Origin of the sequence: Micromonospora sp. RL09-050-HVF-A, from assembly GCF_019374995.1 — a bacterium.
In the GTDB taxonomy this organism is placed as follows: Bacteria; Actinomycetota; Actinomycetes; order Mycobacteriales; family Micromonosporaceae; genus Micromonospora; species Micromonospora antibiotica.
In genome coordinates this window covers 5,673,652-5,693,873 of sequence record NZ_JAGKQP010000002.1, presented here as the reverse complement: position 1 = coordinate 5,693,873, position 20,222 = coordinate 5,673,652, and the positions used below count along the sequence as shown (strand labels likewise).

The following is a 20,222-nucleotide window of genomic DNA, read 5'->3' as shown; positions in this document are numbered from 1 at the left end:
CCCAAACCTCTTGATCAACCCAGCTGGGTGGGGGTGGACGGGGAGAGGAGGGGTTAGGGGGTGAGGGTGAGGAGGCGGCCGGTTGCCACGTCGAGGACCGGGCGGGTGCCGAGGGGGGCCGTCAAGGTCACGGTGACCGGTTTGAGCACCGCGAGGTCGACGCACTCCCCGGTGCCTTGGACCACTCCGCCGCCGACCACCACCACGCCGTCGCTCTCCCACACCAGCGCGGTGGGCCCGGTGTCGCAGGCGCCCATGCTCACCGTGTACGTCAACCGGGCGTGATCGACGCGTTGGAGTCGATCGGCACCGGCCACGCCGCCCGGAAGGGGCCGGGTCGGGGCAGCCGGCTCGGGCACGGCGCCGACCGCCCGGGCCGTTACCGCGAGGCGGGCAACCGGGGCGGTCAACTCGGCCACGGTGAACAACCAGGCTGGCACGGCGGCGACGCCCCGACTGGTGCGTACCTCGGCCTCGCCGAGCGTCACGCCGGTGACGGTGAGTGGGATGCAGGCTGTGGCCGCCTGCATGGAGACCGAATCGTCCGGCCTGGTGCCCGCCGTCGGGGCGGCGGCCCGGGGCACCCGGGCCGCCCGTCGCACGGTGGCGGGTCCCCCTGGTCCAGTTGCCGGTACGCCTCGGCCGCGCTGATCAGCGGGACGGTCAGTGCGCCGTCCGGGAAGCGGATCGCCGCGTCGGCGGGCACCTCGGTCGGCATCGGGATCTGGTCGCGGTACCAACCGGAACGGAAGGCCATCTCGGTGTCGGCGGTGAAGCCGGGTTGACCGGTGAGCACCGTGGCGTCCTGCAACGGCAGGTATCCACTCGACCAGTCGGACCCGGGCCGCCACGCCCCCGCGACCTCGGTGGCCCGCTCGTCGAACGCCTCCCGGTGCCGCCCCGGATCACCCCCGACCGCCCTACCGGCCCCACCCGGCACCGACCCCACCGGCGCACACCCGCCCGCCACCGCCACCACGAGCCCCCACCCCACCACAACAAGTCGCCGCATACCACCTGTGACGCTCCTCCCCCTCCCCCGGTTCCCACCCTCCCCCTCCCCCTCCCTCCGCCCTCTCCCCCACCCCGCCCTGCCCCCCGTTGATCAAGAGGTTCAGGTCAAGTTGATCTCCAAAAATGACGCAAACTTCTTGATCAACGCGACCGGGACGCGCGGGGGAGAGCGCGGGACGCGCGGGGAGCGCGGGAGGGGGGAGGGGGAGGGCCGGGTGGGAAGGGCGATGCGCCCCGGTCCTGGGGACCGGGGCGCATCGTGTGGTGGAGGTGCCGGGAATCGAACCCGGGTCCTTCGCCGGTTTGTCAGGGCTTCTCCGAGCGCAGCTCGCTATGCCTCTACTCGGCCCCACCGCTCACGCGAGCAAGTTGGTGTGACGGGCCCAGTCGCTGATTGATCTCGCCGCACGGACCCCGCGACCGGGTCCGGTTGGCCAGCCTCCTAACTGATGCCGGCTAACTGGGACGAAGGCGTTCCCAGGCCGACAGACTCACTACTCGCCTCAGGCGGCGAGAGCGAAGTCAGCGCGATTTTGCTTGGCGCTTATAAGTTTCCGACGACCGATTCTCGAGACGACGTCGGCTTCCTCGGCTCGCTTCCCCTGTCGCTGCGTACGAAGTCGAAACCAGTCACCCCCTCGACGGGCCACCGATGTGGCGGCACTGTCCAGACTAACGCCTACCGCAACGGGTTTCATCCCGAGGCCCGGCCCAGCGTGCCGAGCCGGGCAAACAGGATGAATCAGTCGTCCATTCCCTTGCCGCGCCGGCCCGACACCCGGGCGATCTCCCGGTCGGCGTCCCGCTTGGCGAGGTCCTGCCGCTTGTCGTACGACTTCTTGCCCTTGGCCAGGGCGATCTCGACCTTGGCCCAGCCGTCGGAGAAGTAGACCTGCAACGGGACCATGGTCAGGCCACCCTCACGGGTCTTGCCGATCAACTTGTCGATCTCCAACCGCTTGAGCAGCAGCTTGCGGGTACGCCGGGGCTCGTGGTTGGTCCAGGTGCCCTGGGTGTACTCCGGGATGTGCATGCCGTGCAGGAACAGCTCGCCGTCGCGTTCCTGGGCGAAGGCGTCGACCAGCGAGGCCCGCCCGGCGCGCAGCGACTTGACCTCGGTGCCGGTCAGCGCCATGCCCGCCTCGTACGTGTCGAGGATGGCGTAGTCGTGGCGGGCCTTCTTGTTGGAGGCGACCACCTTGCGGCCCTTTTCCCGTGGCATCCGGCGCACCCCCTTCCGTGTGCGCTCACCGACCGGCCGGTCGGTGAGCGGGGATCATGCTACCCGAATGACAAGGGCCCTCCCGCGCCGTTTCTTCCCGGCGCGGGAGGGCCCGCACGTCGACCCCTGCCGCGATTAGACCCGCAGGTAGAAGCGGAGCGTGACCCAGGCGGTGGCGGCGCTGATCAGGCCACCGACGCCGGCCATCAGCGGGAACATCAGGAAGATGTCCGACCACTGGATCGGCGAGAGCAGCCCCTCGAGCGCCTTCAACGAACCGCTGAACAGCAGCTGTTTGGCGCCGATCAGCGCGATCAGGCCCAGCAGCGAGCCGATCAGGCCGGCGACCACCGCCTCCAGCACGAACGGCGCCTGGATGAACCAGTTCGACGCACCGACCAGCTTCATGACCGCGACCTCACGCCGCTTGCTGTACGCGGCCACCTGGATGGTGTTCGCCACCAGCAGCAACGCGGCGATGGCCATCACCACTGCGGCGGCCAGCGCGATGTTCTGGATGGCGGTGAGCACGTTGAAGATCTTGTCCAGCAGCCGGCTCTGGTCGACGATCACGTCGACACCCTCGGTGCCCTGGTACTGGTCGTAGATGTTCTTGTACTGCTCCGGGTTGACCAGCTTCAGCCGGAACGACTCGGGGAGCAGGTCGGGCTTCACGACGTTCACCAGGTCGGGCGCGTCCTGGTACATCTCCTTGAACGTCTTGTACGCCTCGTCCTTGTTGACGTAGAGGACCTCCTTGACCAGGGGGTCGCCCTTCAACTTGGCGTCGAGGTCGGTGCGCTGCTGCTCGGTGACGTCGGTCTTCAGGAAGATCGAGACTTCGACGTTCTTGTAGTAGAGGTCCTTCATGTCGCCGACCTGTTTGTACATCAGGCCGCTGGCGCCGAGCATGGTCAGCGAGACCGCCATCGTGATGATCATCGCGATCGTCATCGTGACGTTGCGCCACAGTCCGACCAGTACCTCGGACAGGACGTACTTTATCCGCATCGGGTGTTCCTCCGGCTCTCCGGCGTGAGGTGTTCGTCGTCAGGTCGTACGGCAGGGGTGGAGCGCCGGCTCACCCGTAGACGCCGCGGGCCTGGTCGCGCACGATGCGGCCACTCTCGATCTCGACGACGCGACGGCGCATCTGGTTCACGATGTTGGAGTCGTGCGTGACCATCACGACGGTCGTGCCGGTGCGGTTGATCCGGTCCAGCAAACGCATGATCTCGATCGAGGTGTCCGGGTCCAGGTTTCCGGTCGGCTCGTCCGCCAGCAGGATCAGCGGACGGTTCACGAACGCCCTGGCGACCGCGACCCGCTGCTGCTCACCGCCGGAGAGTTCGTGCGGGTACCGGTGCTCCTTGCCACCGAGCCCGACCAACTCCAGCACCTCGGGCACGACCCGGCGGGCCACCGCCTTGGTCTTGCCGATCACCTCCAGGGCGAACGCCACGTTCTCGTAGGCGGTGCGGTTCGGCAGCAGCCGGAAGTCCTGGAAGACGCAGCCGATGGAGCGCCGGAAGTGGGGTCGCTTCCAGGACCGCATCGAGGTGACGTCCTTGCCGTTGACGACGACCCGGCCCTTGTTGGGGGCGACCTCGTGCAGCAGCATCTTGATGATCGTGGACTTGCCGGAGCCTGATGGCCCGATGAAGAAGACGAACTCGCCCTTCTCGATCGAGACGGACACGTTGTCGAGCGAAGGCCGGGACGCCTTCGGGTACGTCTTCGTCACTTGCTCAAGCTGAATCACGGGTCGTGAGTCTACGCGGTGTAACCGCAGAGCCAAGTGGCACGCCCCGCCGAAGCGGGGCGCGTCATCGATTCGCCCGGTCAACCCGGAATCGACGACGCGCCCCGTTCACGATCGATCACGCAGCGTCGTTGGCGAGCTGCTGCTGCTTGCGCCAGCGGATACCCGCCTCGAGGAAGCTGTCCAACTCCCCGTCGAAGACCGACGACGGATTGCCGGTCTCCTGCTCGGTTCGGAGATCCTTCACCATCTGATAGGGGTGCAGCACGTACGAGCGCATCTGGTCGCCCCAGGAGCTGGTGCTGCCGGACTTCAGGCCGGCCAGCTTCGCCTCCTCCTCCTGCCGCTTGCGCTCCAGCAGCCGGGACTGGAGCACCCGCATCGCGGAGGCCTTGTTCTGCAGCTGGGACTTCTCGTTCTGGCAGGTCACCACGATGCCGGTGGGGATGTGGGTCAACCGCACCGCCGAGTCGGTGGTGTTGACGCTCTGCCCACCCGGCCCGGACGACCGGTAGACGTCCACCCGGATCTCGTTCTCCGGGATGTCGATGTGGTCGGTCTGCTCGGTGACCGGCAGCACCTCGACCCCGGCGAAGCTGGTCTGCCGGCGGCCCTGGTTGTCGAACGGGCTGATCCGGACCAGCCGGTGGGTGCCCGACTCGACGCTGAGCGTGCCGTAGGCGTACGGCACCTTGACGGTGAACGTGGCGGACTTCAGGCCGGCCTCTTCCGCGTACGAGGTCTCGTAGACCTCCGTCGGGTAGCCGTGCCGCTCCGCCCACCGCAGGTACATCCGCAGCAGCATCTCGGCGAAGTCGGCCGCGTCCACCCCACCGGCGCCCGCCCGGATGGCGACCAGCGCCTCCCGGGAGTCGTACTCGCCGGAGAGCAGGGTGCGGACCTCCATCTCCTGGATGGCCTTGGTCAGCGTGGCGATCTCCGACTCGACCTCGCCCAGCACCCCGGAGTCGGCCTCGTCCTCGGCCAACTCCAGCAGCACCCGCGCGTCGTCGAGGCCGGACCGCAGGCTGCCCAGCTTGCTGATCTCGCCGTTGACGTACGACAACTGCGAGGTCACCTGCTGCGCCTTGGCCTGGTCGTCCCAGAGATCCGGCGCGGACGCCTGCTCCTCCAGCCGGGCCTTCTCCTCCCGCAGGCGGTCGAGGTCGAGCACCGCCTCGATGTTGCGCAGGGTCGCGTCGAGTTCCTTGAGCTGTTCGGCGTAATCGGCAGCGGTCACGACAGACAAGGGTACTGTGCGTGCGGCGGTCCGCTCACGTCACACCACCTACCAGGGCCGATGATCAGCCGACCGGGGCGGTCTTGAGCCAGGACAGCGCCGCCTTGTGGTAGGCGACGGCGAACTCCAGCGCACTGGCGTCGTACTCGTCGCCCTCCTTCTTGGCGGTCTTGACCTGCTCCCGGACGTACGCGAGGGCCTCGGTGTGGTATTCGTTGGCCGAGGTGTAGAGGTTCTTGAGCTGGCTGGCCGAGTGCAGGTTGCCGAACGCGATCCGCAGGGCGATCGGGTTGCGGATGGTGTCCCGACCGGGATTCTCCGCCAGCCATCGGGAGAAGGTCCGCTTCCCCGCCGCCGTGATCGCGTAGGGTTGACTCATCCGCGGCCCGGGCTTGCCCAGCCGCACGAAACCACGCTCTGCCAGGACCGGCAACTCACGGTAGACCTGACTGCGTGTCATCGACCAGTACGGCGCCAGTCGGCGCTCAGCGGCGGCCATCAGCTGGCCGCCTGTCATCGGGCCCTCATGCAACAACCCCAGCAGGGCCGCCGCAGTGGGGTTGACTCCGGAATCCGCCATGCCCTCTAAGCTGCCACTTTGCCGTCCCGGCGTCCAGGATTTCCGGATTTGCCACCCGGGAGGATTTCCAATGTGCACTGTCGGCGGACGACAGTGCTCCCAGGACCGCCCCCGACCGCCCACCGGCCCGCGCCATCGGCGGTGACCTGGGGTGCACCGACCGTGGTGGCCGGCGCGGTGGCCGTCCCGCGCCGCCCGCGCCCGGGACGACCCCGACCGGCGGCGGTCGGATCACCCGCCACCGCCGGTCGTCGCCGGTTCACCCCATGTGCGGGTACGTGTGGTCGGTCGGCGCCACGAACGTCTCCTTGATCGTCCGGGGCGACATCCAGCGCACCAGGTTGTGCCACGACCCGGCCTTGTCGTTGGTGCCGCTGGCCCGGGCCCCGCCGAAGGGCTGCTGCCCGACCACCGCCCCGGTCGGCTTGTCGTTGATGTAGAAGTTGCCGGCCGCGTACCGCATCTTCTCGGCCACGGCGTCGACCACCCGACGGTCGGTGGCGAAGATCGACCCGGTCAGGGCGTACGGGGCGATGGACTCGGCCTGGGTGACCACGTCGTCGAAGTTGGCGTCGTCGAAGACGTGCACGCCGAGGATCGGCCCGAAGTATTCGGTGGTGAACGTCTCGTGGGCCAGGTCGGTGCACTCGAACAGCGTCGGGCGGACGAACCACCCGACCGAGTCGTCGGCGGTGCCCCCGGCCAGCACCCGGCAGCTGTCGTCCCCGGCGATCAGGTCCAGCGCGGCGGTGTGCCTGGCGAACGCGCGGGCGTCGATCACCGCGCCGCCGAAGTTGGCGAAGTCGGTCACGTCGCCGTAGGTCAACGCGTCGGCGGTGGCGGCCAGCCGGTCCCGCAGCCCACCGGACCACAGCGACCGGGGGACGTACGCCCGCGAGGCGGCCGAGCACTTCTGGCCCTGGTATTCGTAGGCGCCCCGGATCAGCGCGGTGTGCAGGGCGTCGACGTCGGCGCTGGGGTGCGCGACGACGAAGTCCTTGCCGCCGGTCTCGCCGACCAGCCGGGGGTAGCCCCGGTAGGCGGCGATGTTCTCGCCGACCGTGCGCCACAGCTGCTGGAAAACCCTGGTGGAGCCGGTGAAGTGGATGCCGGCCAGGTCCGGGTCGGCGAGCACCACGTCGGAGACCTCCTCGCCCCGCCCGGTGACCATGTTGATCACGCCGGGGGGCAGGCCGGCCGCCTCGAACAGCCGCATGGTGAAGTGCGCCGCGAACTGCTGGGTGGGGCCCGGCTTCCAGACCACGGTGTTGCCGAGCAGAGCCGGCGCGGACGGCAGGTTGCCGGCGATCGCGGTGAAGTTGAACGGGGTCACCGCGTAGACGAAGCCCTCCAGCGGGCGGTGGTCGAACCGGTTCCACACCCCCGGCGACGAGTTCGGCTGGGCCGCCAGCAACTCCCGGGCGAAGTGCACGTTGAACCGGAGGAAGTCGATGAACTCGCAGGCCGCATCGATCTCCGCCTGCACGGCGGTCTTGGACTGGCCGAGCATGGTGGCCGCGTTGAGGGTGTCCCGCCACGGGCCGGCCAGCAGCTCGGCGGCGCGCAGGAAGACCGCGGCCCGCTCCTCGAACGGCAACGCCCGCCACATCGGCGCGGCGTCCTTGGCGGCCCGTACGGCGGCGCGGGCGTCGTCGTGGGTGGCGTGACCGGTGACCCCGAGCACGTGCGCGTGCCGGTGCGGCTGCACCACGTCGATCGGGTCGCCACCGGCCATCCGCTGCTCACCGGCGATGGTCATCGGCAGGTCGATCCGCTCGGCGGCCAGCTCGGTCAGCCGCCGTTGCAGCCGCTCCCGGTCGGCGCTGCCCGGCTCGTAGGTGCGTACCGGCTCGTTGTGCGGCTCGGGTACGGAGAACACGGCGTCCATCACAGCTCCTGGGCGATCTCGACAGCGGCGGCGAAATCGGCCCCGCGGGCACCGACCGGACGGCCGGACACCGGACACCGCGCGGCGTGCCTGGCGCGGTGGCGGGACCTCCGGGGATTCTCCCACGCCGACCCCGACGGAACCACGCCCCGCCCGCCCCGCACCGATGATCGCGAGGCCACGACACCTTCAGGGCGACGATTCGTATCAAACAGCCCCTGTCGATCAGCAGAAAGACAGGGCGGTCCGACGGCGGCGGCACCGGGAGGGCAGCCGCCGTCGGACCGACGCGGGCCCGGCCGGGCGGACCGGCGCGGGCCAGCGGCGCTACGGGCAGACCGCAGCCGCACCGCCCATGCCACCCGCCCCCTCCGGCTGCCCGGCCGGGCGCGGGGACGGTCCGCGCCCAGCCAGGGACCGCACCGTCAGCCCGCGTACGCTGGTTCGAGCGATCAGAGGCCCTCCCGGTGCCGGGGTGGCGCGGTGTCGAAGGGGAGACGATGAGCAAGCAGCCCGGCAGCTCCACGGCGGCGTCCACACGGACGGTCGACACCGGGCAGGGCGGCGGGGAGACCCACACCGCACCGGCGGGGTACGCCCCGGGCACGCCCCTGCTGGCGGTGCTCGCGCTCGGATGGCTGGCCGCGATGCTGTGGTCCACCCGGGAAGCGATCCACTCGGCGGCGGTCGGCCTCACCGCGATCACCCTCTCCGCCTTCGCCCTACCCGGGGTGATCTCCGCCGCGCTGGTCGCCGGGACGGCCGTCGCGCTGGCCGCGAGCGAACTGGCCGCCCGCCGGCTCGGCGACCGCGCCGCACTGCGCTTCGCGGCGGCGCTCGGGGCCGGCATGCTGGTCGGGCTGGGCACCGCCCTGGCCGTCAACCTGACCTACGCCGACAACGCCACCACCAACACCATCGCCGGCACCAGCGCGGCGGCGGCCATCATCGGCGGGGCGATCGCCGGGGCGCGTACCCCGGCACCGGTCGGCGCGGTGGTCGCCGCCGCCCTCGGCACCCTGCTCTTCGTCGTGCTGTTCAGCCAGGCCCGCGACCCGCTGTTCGACCTGTTCGGTGCGGACGACTCGCAGGCGTCCCTGGTCGGCGCCGCGAAGTGGGTCTCCCGCACCGAGTCGCTGCTCGGCGGACTGTTGGCCGGGCTGCTCGCCTTCGGCTACCTCAGCTGGGCCCGCCGCCGGGCCGTCCGCCGCGCCCCCGACGCCCCTGCTCCACGCTGGCCCGCCTACCTGCTCGCCGGAGCCGGTCCGGGTCTGCTCCTGCTGCTCACCGAGGTGATCATCCGGATCGGCGGCCGGACCCTGCTGGATCTGGCCGGCGCGCTCAGCGAGGCGGACGCGGTGGCCCAGACCAGCATGGGCACCTCCCGGATCGACAACGGCATCTGGGTGCTCTTCGTGGGCGCGTTGACCTCGGTGGTTCTCTTCGGCCGCACCCTCGGCCCGACCCACCGCGACGACGACCCCGAGACCGTCGAGGACTGACCCGGGTCAGGAGGCGGTACGCAGCAGCAACTCCCACTCGGAGGGGGCGTACCACTCCAACTCGTGGTCCTCGGCCCCGTCGACGGTGAACTGGGCGTCCGGGTCGCCGGCGAGCGCTTCGTGCACCACGTCGACGGCGGCGGTGACGTCCTCGACCGCTTCGTCCCCGTCCACGTGCAGCGCGGCCACGGCCGACGCCGGCACCGGTCCGTCCAGCTCCACCACGCTGGAGCCCAGCTCGCCGTCACCCCGGCCGACGGCGGCACCGGGCAGGTCGACCGAGACCACCACCCGCCGTCGGGGTGCGGCCGGGTCCTCCCGCAACAGTTGCAGGGCGTCCTGGGCGGCCCGGGTGAAGGCGACGTACTCCAACTCCTCCTCGTCGCCCTCGGCGTACCACTCGCGCAGGGTGGGGGTGACCGCGTGCCCGTCGCTGACCGGCAGTCCCCGCTCGCGCAGCAGGGCCAGCATCGGCACGGTCGCCGGCACGTACACCCGGACCAGCTCGTCGCCCGCCATCGTCTCCCCCGCTCGTTGCCGTGCCGGCTGTTTCGCCGCGTCCCCCGGGACCGTGGCCGCACCGCCCGCCCGAACGCCGATCATGCCGTACGGGCGGTACGGGCGCGGACCCGACGGCCGAGACCGTCATACACCGCACACCGCTGCGGTGGAAGACGCCGCACCGGGCGGGCGGTCCGGTGCTGGGCGGGGAAGGCTGTCGGTGGCAAACTGATCCGAACGACGTCAAGCCGAGGGGTTTCCGTGGAGCCGAGGTTTCTCCTGCTCTCCGACGTGGCCGCCGAGCTGAACGTCTCAGATTCGCAGGTCTATCACATGGTACGCAGCGGCGAACTGCCCGCCATCAAGATCGGCGGGCGGGGTCAGTGGCGGGTGGAGCGCGCCCGGCTGGAGGAGTACATCCAGCTCAAGTACGCCGAGACCGCCGAGTGGGTACGCGGCAACCCGCTCACCGACCGCGACCCGGAGTGATCGCCCCGTCCCCCTGAGCCATTGACCCTGGGCGTTGCCGTGGTCGACAATCGACGCTGTCGGAAGCAAACGAAGGCAAACGCAGGGATTGAGGGTGCAGCGATGGCCGACTCCCGCCGTCCGGGGCCGACCCGACCACCGATCCGGTTGCGCCCCGCCCCCATCGCCGACCCGCCCTACGTTGACGAGGTGCCGGATCTGTGGCCCCGACCGCCCGGCCAACTCGCCCTCGACCTGTTCGGCACCGGGCAGCCGCCCGTCGGTCGCCCGGCCGGCCGACGGCCCGACCCCCGACCCCACCCCGGGCATCCGGCCACCCCGGCACTGCCCCCGCCCGCCACCGCCACCCCCGAGGCGACCCGTGCGGCCCACCGGTTCGTCGGCACCTGCCTGGAAATCCTCAACGGTTACCGGCCGCCCGGCCAGATCCGGGCACTGGTCGAGCCGGGGCACACCGCCGAGGTGAGCGAACAACTCGCCCGCGCCTCATCGCGTACCCCGCCGGTGCGGCGGCGCTCCACCCGTCCCGCCGTCCACCTGCGCCGGCTGCGGGTGTTCGAGCCGCACGCGGCAGCTGTCGAGGTGGCTGTGGTGGTCGCCGCAGGTGGTCGGACCTGGGCGATGGCGCTCCGCCTGGAACACCGCCGAGGCAGCTGGCTCTGCACCACCCTCCAGGTCATCTGACCCCCCACCCACCCACCCACCCCAGACCCCCACCCCCCTCCCCCACCCCGCGCCCCCCGCAGCCAGCCCGCCGTGTTGATCAAGAGGTTCAGGTCATTCCTAGAGATCCAACTGACGTATTCCTCTTGATCAGCGCGGGAAGCGGAACCCGGAGGGCTGATCCGGGTGAGGGGCGGGGCTGGGTGGGGGTGAAGTCGGGCAAGGGGTTCTGCGGTCTGGATAACAGGACCGCCCGGAACGGCAGGACCGCCCGGAACGGCAGGACGCCCGCCTGCTCTGGTGAGTAGGCGGGCGTCCTGGCGGTTCGGATCAGGCGCCGCCGTTGGGCGCACCGTGGCAGCGCTTGTACTTGCGACCGGAGCCGCACGGGCAGGGCGCGTTGCGGGACGGACCACCCTCGGCCGACCGGTCGACCGGACCGGTGTTACGCCGGGCGGTGCTGGCTGCGGCAGCCTGACCGCTCGCCCCGGCGGCAGCCGGACGACGGGGCGTACCGGCGGCGGGTCGGGCCTGCGACGGAGCCTGCGGCTGCCCACCGCCGATGCCGAGTGCCGGCGCCGACGGCGCGGGCTCGGGCCGCTCCACGGCCACCGCGCCCGCGCCGGCCTCACCGTCGATGGTGGGGGCGGAGTATTGCAGGCCCTGCTGCTGGGGCGCGCGGTTGAGGCCCTTGGCCCGGATCTCGACCGGCTTGTCCAGCAGCTGCACCTCCTCGGCCTCCGGCTCCGGCTCCTGGACCTGCACCTCCAGGTTGTAGAGGAAGCCGACCGTCTCCTCCTTGATGCCTTCCATCATGGTGGCGAACATGTCGAAGCCCTCGCGCTGGTACTCGATGACCGGGTCGCGCTGGGCGTACGCCCGGAGGCTGATGCCCTCCTGGAGGTAGTCCATCTCGTAGAGGTGCTCGCGCCACTTGCGGTCGATGACCTGGAGCAGCACCATCCGCTCGAGCTGGCGGGTGGCCTCCTCGCCGAGGCTCTCCTCACGCCGGTCGTACGCGGCGTTCGCGTCCTCCTTGAGCCGGGCCAGCAGGAAGTCCTGGTCCAGGCCGGAGCGGGAACCGACCTCCTCCTCCAGCTCGTCGACGGTGACGCCCACCGGGTAGAGCTGCTTGAGGCTCGCCCAGAGCTGGTCGAGGTCCCAATCCTCGGCGTAGCCGTCGCTGGTGGCCCCCACCACGTACGCGCCGATGGTGTCGTCGATCATGTTGCGGACCTGGTCGGAGAGGTCCTCACCGTTGAGCACGCGCAGCCGCTCGGCGTAGATCACCTGGCGCTGCTTGTTGAGCACCTCGTCGTACTTCAGGACGTTCTTGCGGATCTCGGCGTTCTGGCCCTCGATCTGGGCCTGGGCGTTCTTGATCTGCCGGGTGACCATCTTCGACTCGATGGGCACGTCCTCCGGGATGTTGAACCGCTCCATCACCGCCTCGACGGCACCGGCCCGGAACCGCTTCATCAGCTCGTCCTGGAGCGACAGGTAGAACCGGGACTCGCCCGGGTCACCCTGCCGGCCGGCCCGACCGCGCAGCTGGTTGTCGATCCGGCGGGACTCGTGCCGCTCGGTGCCGAGCACGTAGAGGCCACCGGCGGCGGCCACCTCCTCGGCCTCGGTCTCGCACGCCTGCTTCCAGGTGGGCAGGGCCTCCTCCATCGCCTTGGCGTACTCGTCCTCCTGCTCGACCGGGTCGAGGCCGCGCTGGCGCAGCTCGCTGGCGGCGAGGAACTCGGCGTTACCGCCGAGCAGGATGTCGGTGCCCCGGCCGGCCATGTTGGTGGCGACGGTGACCGCGCCCTTACGCCCGGCCTGAGCGACGATCTCGGCCTCGCGGGCGTGGAACTTCGCGTTCAGCACCGAGTGCGGGATGCCCCGGCGGCGCAGTAGCGTGGAGAGGATCTCGGAGTTTTCCACCGAGACGGTGCCGACCAGCACCGGCTGGCCGGCCTGGTGCCGCTCGGCGATGTCCTCGATGACCGCGTTGAACTTGGCCTTCTCGGTCTTGTAGATGACGTCGGCCTTGTCCATCCGGACCATCGGCCGGTGGGTGGGGATGGTCACCACGCCGACCTTGTAGACCTTGTTGAACTCGCCCGCCTCGGTCTGGGCGGTACCGGTCATGCCGGAGAGCTTCTCGTAGAGGCGGAAGTAGTTCTGGAGGGTGATGGTGGCCAGGGTCTGGTTCTCCTGCTTGATCTCCACCCCCTCCTTGGCCTCGATCGCCTGGTGCATGCCCTCGTTGTAGCGGCGGCCGTGCAGGATGCGCCCGGTGAACTCGTCGACGATCAGGACCTCGCCGTCGCTGACGATGTAGTCCTTGTCGCGCTTGTAGAGCTCCTTGGCCTTGATCGCGTTGTTGAGGTAGCCGACCAGCGGAGTGTTGACCGACTCGTAGAGGTTGTCGATGCCGAGCCGGTCCTCGACCTTGGCCACGCCGCGCTCGGTGACCGCGATGGTGCGCTTGGCGTAGTCGACCTCGTAGTCGCCCTCGCCGTCCTTGCCGGACTGGAGGCGGGCCACCACACCGGCGAACTCGCCGTACCAGCGGGCGGAGTGCTCGGCCGGACCGGAGATGATCAGCGGGGTCCGGGCCTCGTCGATCAGGATCGAGTCGACCTCGTCGACCACGGCGAAGTTGTGCCCGCGCTGGACCAGCTCATCGTGGGACCAGGCCATGTTGTCGCGCAGGTAGTCGAAGCCGAACTCGTTGTTGGTCCCGTAGGTGATGTCGCACTCGTAGGCGGCCTTGTGCTCGGCGGCCGGCCGGTTGGGCAGCACCACGCCGACGGTCAGGCCGAGGAACTCGTGCACCTGACCCATCCAGGCGGCGTCGCGCTGGGCCAGGTAGTCGTTGACGGTGACCACGTGCACACCCTTGCCGGAGAGCGCGTTGAGGTAGACCGCCATGACCGAGGTCAGCGTCTTGCCCTCACCGGTCTTCATCTCGGCGATGTTGCCGAAGTGCAGTGCCGCGCCACCCATCACCTGGACGTCGTACGGCCGCTGGCCGAGCACCCGGGCAGCCGCCTCGCGCACCGTGGCGAACGCCTCGGGCAACAGGTCGTCGAGGGTCTCACCATCGGCGAGCCGCTCCCGGTACTGGTCGGTCAGTGATCTCAGCTCGTCGTCGGTGAGGTTGACGTAGTCGTCCTCGATCGAGTTGACGGCGGCGGCGATGGCCTTCAGCCGGCGCACCATACGGCCCTCGCCCGCGCGGAGGACCCTTTCCAGAATCGACACGGATCAACGCTCCCCTAGACAGTCTCGAACCATCGTAGGCGCTCCGTCGGCGCGATGGTCACTGGTGGCGGCGGTCCGACCCGACCAAACCGACATAATGCTCGGCTCGACCCGCCGCCCGGCGGTTATCCGGTTACGCCCACCGCGAACGATCCGGCACGATGACCCGCATGGAGCCTGTGGAGATCATCGAGGACGGCCTGCTGCTGCGTCCGTGGCTCGCCTCGGACGCGGAAGACGTGCACCGGGCTTGCCAGGACCCGGACATCCAGCGCTGGACCACCGTACCGCGTCCGTACCGGCCTGAACACGCCCACGGCTTCGTCACCGAGCTGAGCCCCCGCGCCTGGGCCGAGGGCAGCGGGGCACCGCTCGCGGTCTGCGACGCCGCCACCGGCGAGCTGCTCGGCTCCTGCGGCCTGGTCGCGATCGACCGGGAGGTCGAGACCGGTGAGATCGGCTACTGGACCGCCCCCTGGGCCCGGGGCCGGGGGGTCACCGTGCGGGCCACCCGGGCGGTCGCCCGCTGGGCCTTCGACGCTCTGGCGCTGCGTCGGCTGATCTGGCAGGCCGAGGTCGGCAACCACTTCTCCCGGCTGGTCGCGTTGCGGGCCGGCTTCCAGGTCTCCGGTGAGCTGCGGCTCGCCCGACCCGCCGGGGACGGCCGGGTCGAGGGCTGGATCGGCTCGCTGCTGCCCGGGGAGGTGCCCGCCGCCGGTGCGCCCGGACCGGCCGGACCGGGCACCCTGGAAGCCCGGCGGGCCGCCGTGTTCGGTCGGCCGCAGCCCGTCCTGTTCGCCACCGCCGGGGACACCGAGCTGCGGTTGCGACCGATGGAGGAACGCGACCTGGACGGGGTCGTCGCCACCTGCCGGGACCCGGACACCGTCCGGTGGACCAGCGTGCCGCACCCCTACCAGCACACCGACGCCGAGGGCTACCTGACCTACGGCGGGCTGGCCTGGGCGCGGGGCAGCAGCGCGTGTTTCGTCCTGGCCGACCCGGACGACGCCTTCGCCGGCACCGTCGACCTGCGGTTGAACCCCGTCGACCCGCTGCGGGCCGAGGTCGGCTTCATGACCGCGCCGCACGCCCGGGGCCGGGGCTGGATGCCGGCCGCGCTGGGCGCGCTCGCCGCCTGGGGCATCACCGGCCTCGACCTGGTCCGGATCGAGTGGAAGGCCCACGTCGGCAACACCGCCTCCCGGCGGGCCGCCGAGAAGGCCGGCTTCACCGTCGAGGGCACCCTGCGGGGCGGGGTGCCGCAGCGGGGGGACCGGGTCGACGCCTGGGTCGGCGCGCTGCTCGCCGAGGACCTGACGTGACCCCGCAGACCAACGAAGCCGGGGACCTGACGTGACCCCGCAGACCAACGACGACGGCGGCCTGACGTGAACCCACGGACCATCGAGCCTGGCGAGGACCTGACGTGACCCCGGAGGTCATCGAGGCCGGACCGGTGCGGCTGCGGCCGTTCCGGCCGGACGACGCCGAGGACCTCGCAGCCGGCCGCGACGATCCGGTGAACCTGCGGTTCAACCCGGTGGGGATGCCGCATCCCTACACGGTCGCCGACGCGCACTGGTGGATCTCCGAGGGCGCCCCGGCGGCGTGGCGCAGCGGCGGCGCGGCGTACGCGATCGTCGATGCCGGGACCGACCGGCTGGTCGGCGGGGCCGGGCTCAGCCAGGTGGCGCCGGGCCGGGGGCAGGCTGAGCTGGGCTACTGGGTGGCACCGCGGGCCCGGCGGCGCGGGATCGCCACCGCCACCACCCGGGCCCTGGCGACGGCCGCGTTCCAGGCCGGCCTGGCCCGGCTGGAGCTGCTGATCAGGGCCGAGAACCCGGCCAGCCAGCGGGTCGCGCTGGCCGCCGGCTTCCACCCCGAGGGGGTACGCCGGGCTGCCGGCCCGGGCCGTGACGGCGACCGGTACGACCTGCTCGCCTGGGTACGCCTCGCCGGCGACCCGCCCGGCCCGGTCCCGCGCCTGCTGCCGGACCTGCCTGACGGCCGGCTCACCGACGCGGTGGTGACCCTGCGCCGGCTCGCCCCTGCCGACGCCGAGGTGCTGCACCGGTTGCACACCCGCCCCGAGGTGGTGGCGACCCGGGTCCGTCCGGTCCCACCGACCCGGGCGGACATCGACCGGCGCTGCGCCGTCGCCGAGAGCGACTGGCTGACCGGCCGGGCGGCCGACTTCGCGCTGTGCGACGCGGTGACCGGCACGATGGTCGGCGGTTGCGCTCTGATCCACGACGAGCCGGCCACCGGCCAGGCGATGATCGGCTACAGCCTGCTGCCCGAGGCGCGCGGCCGGGGCCTGGCCACCCGTGCGGTCCGGCTGGTGGCCGACTGGGCGTTCGGCCCGGTGGGTCTGGCCCGCCTCTGGGCCGGCACCGCTCCGTGGAACACCGCCTCCCAGCGCGTCCTGACCCGGGCCGGCTTCCACCGGGAGGGCCTCATGCGTGCCCGCCTCCCCGCCCCGACCCCCGAAACCCCCCGCCCCGACACCCTCCTCTGGTCCCACCTCCCCACCGACCCCCCTCCCTCTCCCCCGACCCCACCCCCACCTCCCGGGTGATCAAGAGGTTTACGTCCATTCGATCTTCGTAGCTGACGCAAACTTCTTGATCACCGCGAGCGGGGGTGGGGGCCGGGGGCCGGGGGGGGTGGGTTAGGTGTCTAGGGAGATGATGCCGTAGTCGTAGGCGTGGCGGCGGTAGACGACGCTGGGGCGGCCGGACTCCTTGTCGTGGAACAGGTAGAAGTCATGGCCGACGAGTTCCATCTGGAACAGGGCGTCGTCGACCGTCATCGGGTCGGCGGGGTGCACCTTGGCCCGGGCGATGTGCCAGGGCTGGTCGTCGTGCTCCTCCGGGCGCTCCTCGACGGCGGTCGCGGTGGCGGTGCCGCCGGCGGGGGCGGCGACGTCGTCCAGGCCGGCCACCGGCAGACCGGCGGTGGCGGCGGCGACGGAGATCGGCGCATGCCGGCCCCGGTGTACGCGGCGGCGGTCGGCCGCCCGGCGCAGTCGGGTGTCCAGCTTGGCGATGGCCGCGTCCAGCGCGCTGTAGAAGTCGTTCGTGCAGGCCTCTGCCCTGATCACCGGCCCACGGGAGACACAGGTGATCTCCACTCGCTGGCAGGTGTCGGACTGCCGGGGATTGCGCTCGTGGAACAGCTCCACATCGACCCGGATGAGCTTGTGATCGTAGCGTTCGATTTTCGCGAGTTTCTCGGCTACGTGTACCCGGTAATGGTCCGGCACTTCGACGTTTCGACCCTTGACCACGATGTCCACGTGACCTCCCTTTTCCGGATGGTCGGCTGATCTTCGAATCCGGTCGAGCAACCTCGGGAGGGCCCCTGGGAGCGTCGACCGGTCAGGTACGGCTACGCCTCCTTCCACCGTCGGGACGGGTGGGGAACCCTTCCTACCCCGACACGAAAACGCTAACTCCTGTTCGGCCGACAGTCACCCCCGGTTGTGGGAAACCCTCAGAGAATTAACAGCAACCAACACCATGGGGTGAAACGGAAACACGTTGCGTCACCAATGCCGCCGCTTTTGCGTTGCACCCAACACGGCCGCGCCATATGGCGTCATTCCCGCCGCACGCAAGGTCCGACTCAGCGCCGCCAGGGTGGCCCCGGTGGTGAGGATGTCGTCCAGCACCACCACCGTCCGGCCACCCGCACCACGCCCGGCCCACCCCGCCCGCAGCCGGAACGCCGACGCCGCCGCCTCGGCCCGCCCCGCCTGGTCCAGCTCCACCGAATCCGGCCGGGGCAGGGCCCGCACCGGCACCGCCGTCCGCACGTCCCAGCCGGCCCCCGCAACCGGACCGCCGCGTGCCGGGCCAACCGGGTCAGGTGGTCGCCGTAGCGGGCCCGGGCCGCCGCCGCCCGGTCCGGCACCGGCACCAGCAGCACCGGCCGGGCCGGACCCACCGCCGCCGCCACCACCTCCGCCAGCAACCCGCCCAGCGGCCGGGCCAACCCGTGCCGACCCCGCTCCTTGTACGACAGCAGCACCTCCCGCAGCGGACCCGCGTACGGGCCGAGGGCGTGGCAGGGCGGCAGGTCCGGCGGAGGCGGGGTGGGACGGGCCGGCACCGGCCGCAGCGCGGCGAGCTGGCGTACGCAGCGCGGGCAGCAGCCCTGCCGCAGGGTGTCGTCCCGCCGACCGCAGCCGGCACAACCGGTCGGGAAGACCAGATCGGTCAGGTCCGCCCAGAGTCCGCCGATGTCCCGCACGAGCGGCTCAGAACAGGAAGAACGGCGCGGTCGGACTGCCCGCCCGGCCACCGGCGGGCGGGGACGGCACGTCCAGCACCTGCTCGCCCCGGATCGTCTCCGCCGACGGTGAACGGTAGCGGTAGGCGACCCCGTTGGCCTCGTACATCATCATGAGGGTGGGCAGCACGTAGGTCGGGTTGCCCGGGTACACCGCGAGGTGGGTCACCCGGGCACCGACGTCGGTGACCAGCCCGGCCTGCAACACCCCGTCCACGCCCACCTCGTAGACCGCCGAACGGTTGGTGGAGCCGGCCACGGCCAGGGTGTTCTCCTGCGCCCAGTCCACCGCCGACAGGTCGGTGAGTGTGGTGGCGACCTGTCGTACCGGGCCGAGGGAGACCACTCCGCCGTCGAGACTCGCCGTGCTGAGGTAGAGCCGCCCACCGACGATCAGTGCGATCCGGTGCCCGTCCAGGGCGGCGGCCACCGCGCTGACCTGACCCGTCGCGCCCACCGGCACCTGGACCATCCGGGCCCGGTCGTCGAACCGGTAGAGCCGCCCGTCGGCCACCACCAGCCCGTACGGCTGGGCCCCGCCGAGCGGGCGCAACCAGACCGGCCGGCCGAGCGCGGTGAAGGTCTGCGTCCCCGGGGTCATCACCTGCACCGGCGCGGCACCGGAACCGGCGACCAGCCGGTGCCGGCCGCCCGGGGCGGTGGTCACCAGGGCGGCGAGGGTCTTGTCCTCGACGGCCCGCCGCAGGGCCGCCGAGACGATGGTGTGGTTGTCCTCCACGCGGATCGGCACGGGGCCGATGGGCTCGGCCTCGAAGACGAGCGGATGGATCGCCCCGTCATAGACGGTGAACCGCTGCGGCGCCTCGGTGAGCGGATAGACCGGGTTGGCGAGCCGGTGGGCGGCCAGGTCGTCGATGGTCACCCGGGACTGGTTGCGGGTGGTGAGCTGGAGCGGGCCGTCCAGGTCGGACAGCGACCAGGACAGCTGGATGCCGAGTTTCTCCAGTTTGCGACGGTCGTCCCCGGGCAGGTCGAGGTTGACCTCCCACCGGCCGTCGGTCTTGACCGCGTTGTTGATCAGGGCGGTCCGGTCCGGCAGGCCGCTCGCCCCCTGGCGGAGCCAGTCCGACGGGCCGGCGATCAGCCACTTGACCGCCTCGCTGACCAGCCGCTCGTTGGGCACGGCGAGGGGCAGGTAACGCTGGTCGGCGACCAGCCGGGTGGCGTCGGAGTTCCAGAAGTAGACCGTACGGATCTGGTAGTACAGCCGCAGGCTCAACGTGTCCAGCAGCAGCACGCTCGGCGGATCGGTGACGTAGTAGCCGCCGTCCTGCGTGCTCTCCTGGCCCGGCTCGGCGGAGCCGCGCAGCGAGAACTGGTATTCGGTGTCCGTCACCACCGGCGGGCCGAGCACCCCGTTGGCCCGCAGCAGCCCCACCTGCTGCACCGGCACCCGAACGGTGAGCAGACCGTTGACGTTCTCGGTGATCACCGGCTTCTCGGTCAGCCGGACCACGTTGATCGCGACCTCACTGCCCTGTTTCTCCGCGAGCCGGTTGCGGTCCTCGCGGGCGATGAACTGCTTGACCCGGGCGTACGCCCGCTCGGGCTCACCGGCCGCGGCGGCCAGGAAGTTGCGGACGAAGGTCTCCCGGTCGGCGCCGCTGGACGTGCGGGTGGGGGGTTCGCCCCGGCCGGAGCTGGACGCGCCCGCCGAGACGGCCGGCCCGGACCCGTCCACCTGCACGTCGGTGCGGTCGGGGATGCCGCAGCCGGTGGCGAGCGCCAGCAGTACGACGCAGAGCAGCCCGGCCAGCGCCCGGCGCCCCACGGCCGGGCCCGGGCC

Annotated in this window: 15 protein-coding genes, 1 other RNA gene and 2 pseudogenes; 5 read left to right on the top strand and 13 right to left on the bottom strand. The window is 71.2% G+C overall.

Features of this window, described 5'->3' with window-relative positions; translation table 11 throughout:
* Positions 1-53: 53 nt before the first annotated feature.
* The 8 genes and pseudogenes from J7462_RS25345 to pruA form a co-directional block, all read right to left on the bottom strand.
* Positions 54-1,012, bottom strand: a pseudogene (locus J7462_RS25345) (hypothetical protein).
* A 264-nt stretch (positions 1,013-1,276) separates the two neighbouring features.
* Positions 1,277-1,652, bottom strand: a transfer-messenger RNA (tmRNA) gene (gene ssrA / locus J7462_RS25340).
* A 104-nt stretch (positions 1,653-1,756) separates the two neighbouring features.
* Entirely contained in the window at positions 1,757-2,236 is a 480-nt protein-coding gene (gene smpB, locus J7462_RS25335) for an SsrA-binding protein SmpB (protein ID WP_208570348.1), read from the bottom strand.
* A 135-nt stretch (positions 2,237-2,371) separates the two neighbouring features.
* The gene (ftsX, locus tag J7462_RS25330) at positions 2,372-3,247 is read right to left on the bottom strand and encodes a permease-like cell division protein FtsX (RefSeq protein ID WP_208570347.1); all 876 of its coding nucleotides are present in this window, start codon (positions 3,245-3,247) and stop codon (positions 2,372-2,374) included.
* A gap of 70 nt (positions 3,248-3,317) precedes the next feature.
* Positions 3,318-3,998, bottom strand: coding sequence for a cell division ATP-binding protein FtsE (gene ftsE, locus J7462_RS25325; protein WP_030331491.1), 681 nt, complete (start codon positions 3,996-3,998; stop codon positions 3,318-3,320).
* Between the two features lie 118 nt (positions 3,999-4,116).
* Positions 4,117-5,238 (bottom strand): peptide chain release factor 2, encoded by a 1,122-nt coding sequence (gene prfB / locus J7462_RS25320; RefSeq protein WP_204927319.1) that lies wholly within the window; start codon positions 5,236-5,238, stop codon positions 4,117-4,119.
* A 64-nt stretch (positions 5,239-5,302) separates the two neighbouring features.
* Entirely contained in the window at positions 5,303-5,818 is a 516-nt protein-coding gene (locus J7462_RS25315; RefSeq protein WP_145918036.1) for a PadR family transcriptional regulator, read from the bottom strand.
* Positions 5,819-6,077: 259 nt separating this feature from the next.
* Complete coding sequence (gene pruA, locus J7462_RS25310) at positions 6,078-7,706, bottom strand: L-glutamate gamma-semialdehyde dehydrogenase (protein ID WP_219467470.1); 1,629 nt, start codon at positions 7,704-7,706, stop codon at positions 6,078-6,080.
* A gap of 500 nt (positions 7,707-8,206) precedes the next feature.
* Between pruA and J7462_RS25305 the strand changes: the two genes are divergently transcribed.
* A complete protein-coding gene (locus J7462_RS25305; RefSeq protein ID WP_219467468.1) occupies positions 8,207-9,208 on the top strand; it encodes a hypothetical protein in 1,002 nt (333 codons plus the stop codon).
* Positions 9,209-9,214: 6 nt separating this feature from the next.
* On the opposite strand, the gene J7462_RS25300 is transcribed toward J7462_RS25305, so the two are convergent.
* On the bottom strand, positions 9,215-9,727 hold the full coding sequence (locus J7462_RS25300; RefSeq protein WP_208570343.1) for a hypothetical protein: 513 nt from the start codon (positions 9,725-9,727) through the stop codon (positions 9,215-9,217).
* Between the two features lie 243 nt (positions 9,728-9,970).
* Between J7462_RS25300 and J7462_RS25295 the strand changes: the two genes are divergently transcribed.
* Positions 9,971-10,198 (top strand): helix-turn-helix domain-containing protein, encoded by a 228-nt coding sequence (locus tag J7462_RS25295; protein WP_067306191.1) that lies wholly within the window; start codon positions 9,971-9,973, stop codon positions 10,196-10,198.
* Positions 10,199-10,300: 102 nt separating this feature from the next.
* Entirely contained in the window at positions 10,301-10,882 is a 582-nt protein-coding gene (locus J7462_RS25290) for an Rv3235 family protein (protein ID WP_219467466.1), read from the top strand.
* Positions 10,883-11,191: 309 nt separating this feature from the next.
* On the opposite strand, the gene secA is transcribed toward J7462_RS25290, so the two are convergent.
* Positions 11,192-14,119 (bottom strand): preprotein translocase subunit SecA, encoded by a 2,928-nt coding sequence (secA, locus tag J7462_RS25285; RefSeq protein ID WP_219467464.1) that lies wholly within the window; start codon positions 14,117-14,119, stop codon positions 11,192-11,194.
* Between the two features lie 170 nt (positions 14,120-14,289).
* Between secA and J7462_RS25280 the strand changes: the two genes are divergently transcribed.
* Positions 14,290-15,444 (top strand): GNAT family N-acetyltransferase, encoded by a 1,155-nt coding sequence (locus J7462_RS25280; protein ID WP_219467461.1) that lies wholly within the window; start codon positions 14,290-14,292, stop codon positions 15,442-15,444.
* Between the two features lie 104 nt (positions 15,445-15,548).
* Entirely contained in the window at positions 15,549-16,700 is a 1,152-nt protein-coding gene (locus J7462_RS25275) for a GNAT family N-acetyltransferase (protein ID WP_219467422.1), read from the top strand.
* A 93-nt stretch (positions 16,701-16,793) separates the two neighbouring features.
* Here J7462_RS25275 and hpf read toward each other — a convergent pair whose 3' ends face one another.
* From hpf to J7462_RS25260, 3 genes and pseudogenes are all read right to left on the bottom strand, one after another.
* Entirely contained in the window at positions 16,794-17,420 is a 627-nt protein-coding gene (gene hpf / locus J7462_RS25270) for a ribosome hibernation-promoting factor, HPF/YfiA family (RefSeq protein ID WP_208570338.1), read from the bottom strand.
* Positions 17,421-17,669: 249 nt separating this feature from the next.
* A pseudogene (locus tag J7462_RS25265) lies at positions 17,670-18,376 on the bottom strand (ComF family protein).
* Between the two features lie 7 nt (positions 18,377-18,383).
* A complete protein-coding gene (locus J7462_RS25260) occupies positions 18,384-20,207 on the bottom strand; it encodes an LpqB family beta-propeller domain-containing protein (RefSeq protein WP_219470699.1) in 1,824 nt (607 codons plus the stop codon).
* Positions 20,208-20,222: the final 15 nt, after the last annotated feature.

Excerpts from the sequence above, each read along its gene's own strand:
- smpB (WP_208570348.1), bottom strand. The coding sequence starts at position 2,236 with ATGCCACGGGAAAAGGGCCGCAAGGTGGTCGCCTCCAACAAGAAGGCC.
- ftsX (WP_208570347.1), bottom strand. The coding sequence starts at position 3,247 with ATGCGGATAAAGTACGTCCTGTCCGAGGTACTGGTCGGACTGTGGCGC.
- J7462_RS25315 (WP_145918036.1), bottom strand. The coding sequence starts at position 5,818 with ATGGCGGATTCCGGAGTCAACCCCACTGCGGCGGCCCTGCTGGGGTTG.
- pruA (WP_219467470.1), bottom strand. The coding sequence starts at position 7,706 with ATGGACGCCGTGTTCTCCGTACCCGAGCCGCACAACGAGCCGGTACGC.
- J7462_RS25305 (WP_219467468.1), top strand. The coding sequence starts at position 8,207 with ATGAGCAAGCAGCCCGGCAGCTCCACGGCGGCGTCCACACGGACGGTC.
- J7462_RS25300 (WP_208570343.1), bottom strand. The coding sequence starts at position 9,727 with ATGGCGGGCGACGAGCTGGTCCGGGTGTACGTGCCGGCGACCGTGCCG.
- J7462_RS25290 (WP_219467466.1), top strand. The coding sequence starts at position 10,301 with ATGGCCGACTCCCGCCGTCCGGGGCCGACCCGACCACCGATCCGGTTG.
- J7462_RS25280 (WP_219467461.1), top strand. The coding sequence starts at position 14,290 with ATGGAGCCTGTGGAGATCATCGAGGACGGCCTGCTGCTGCGTCCGTGG.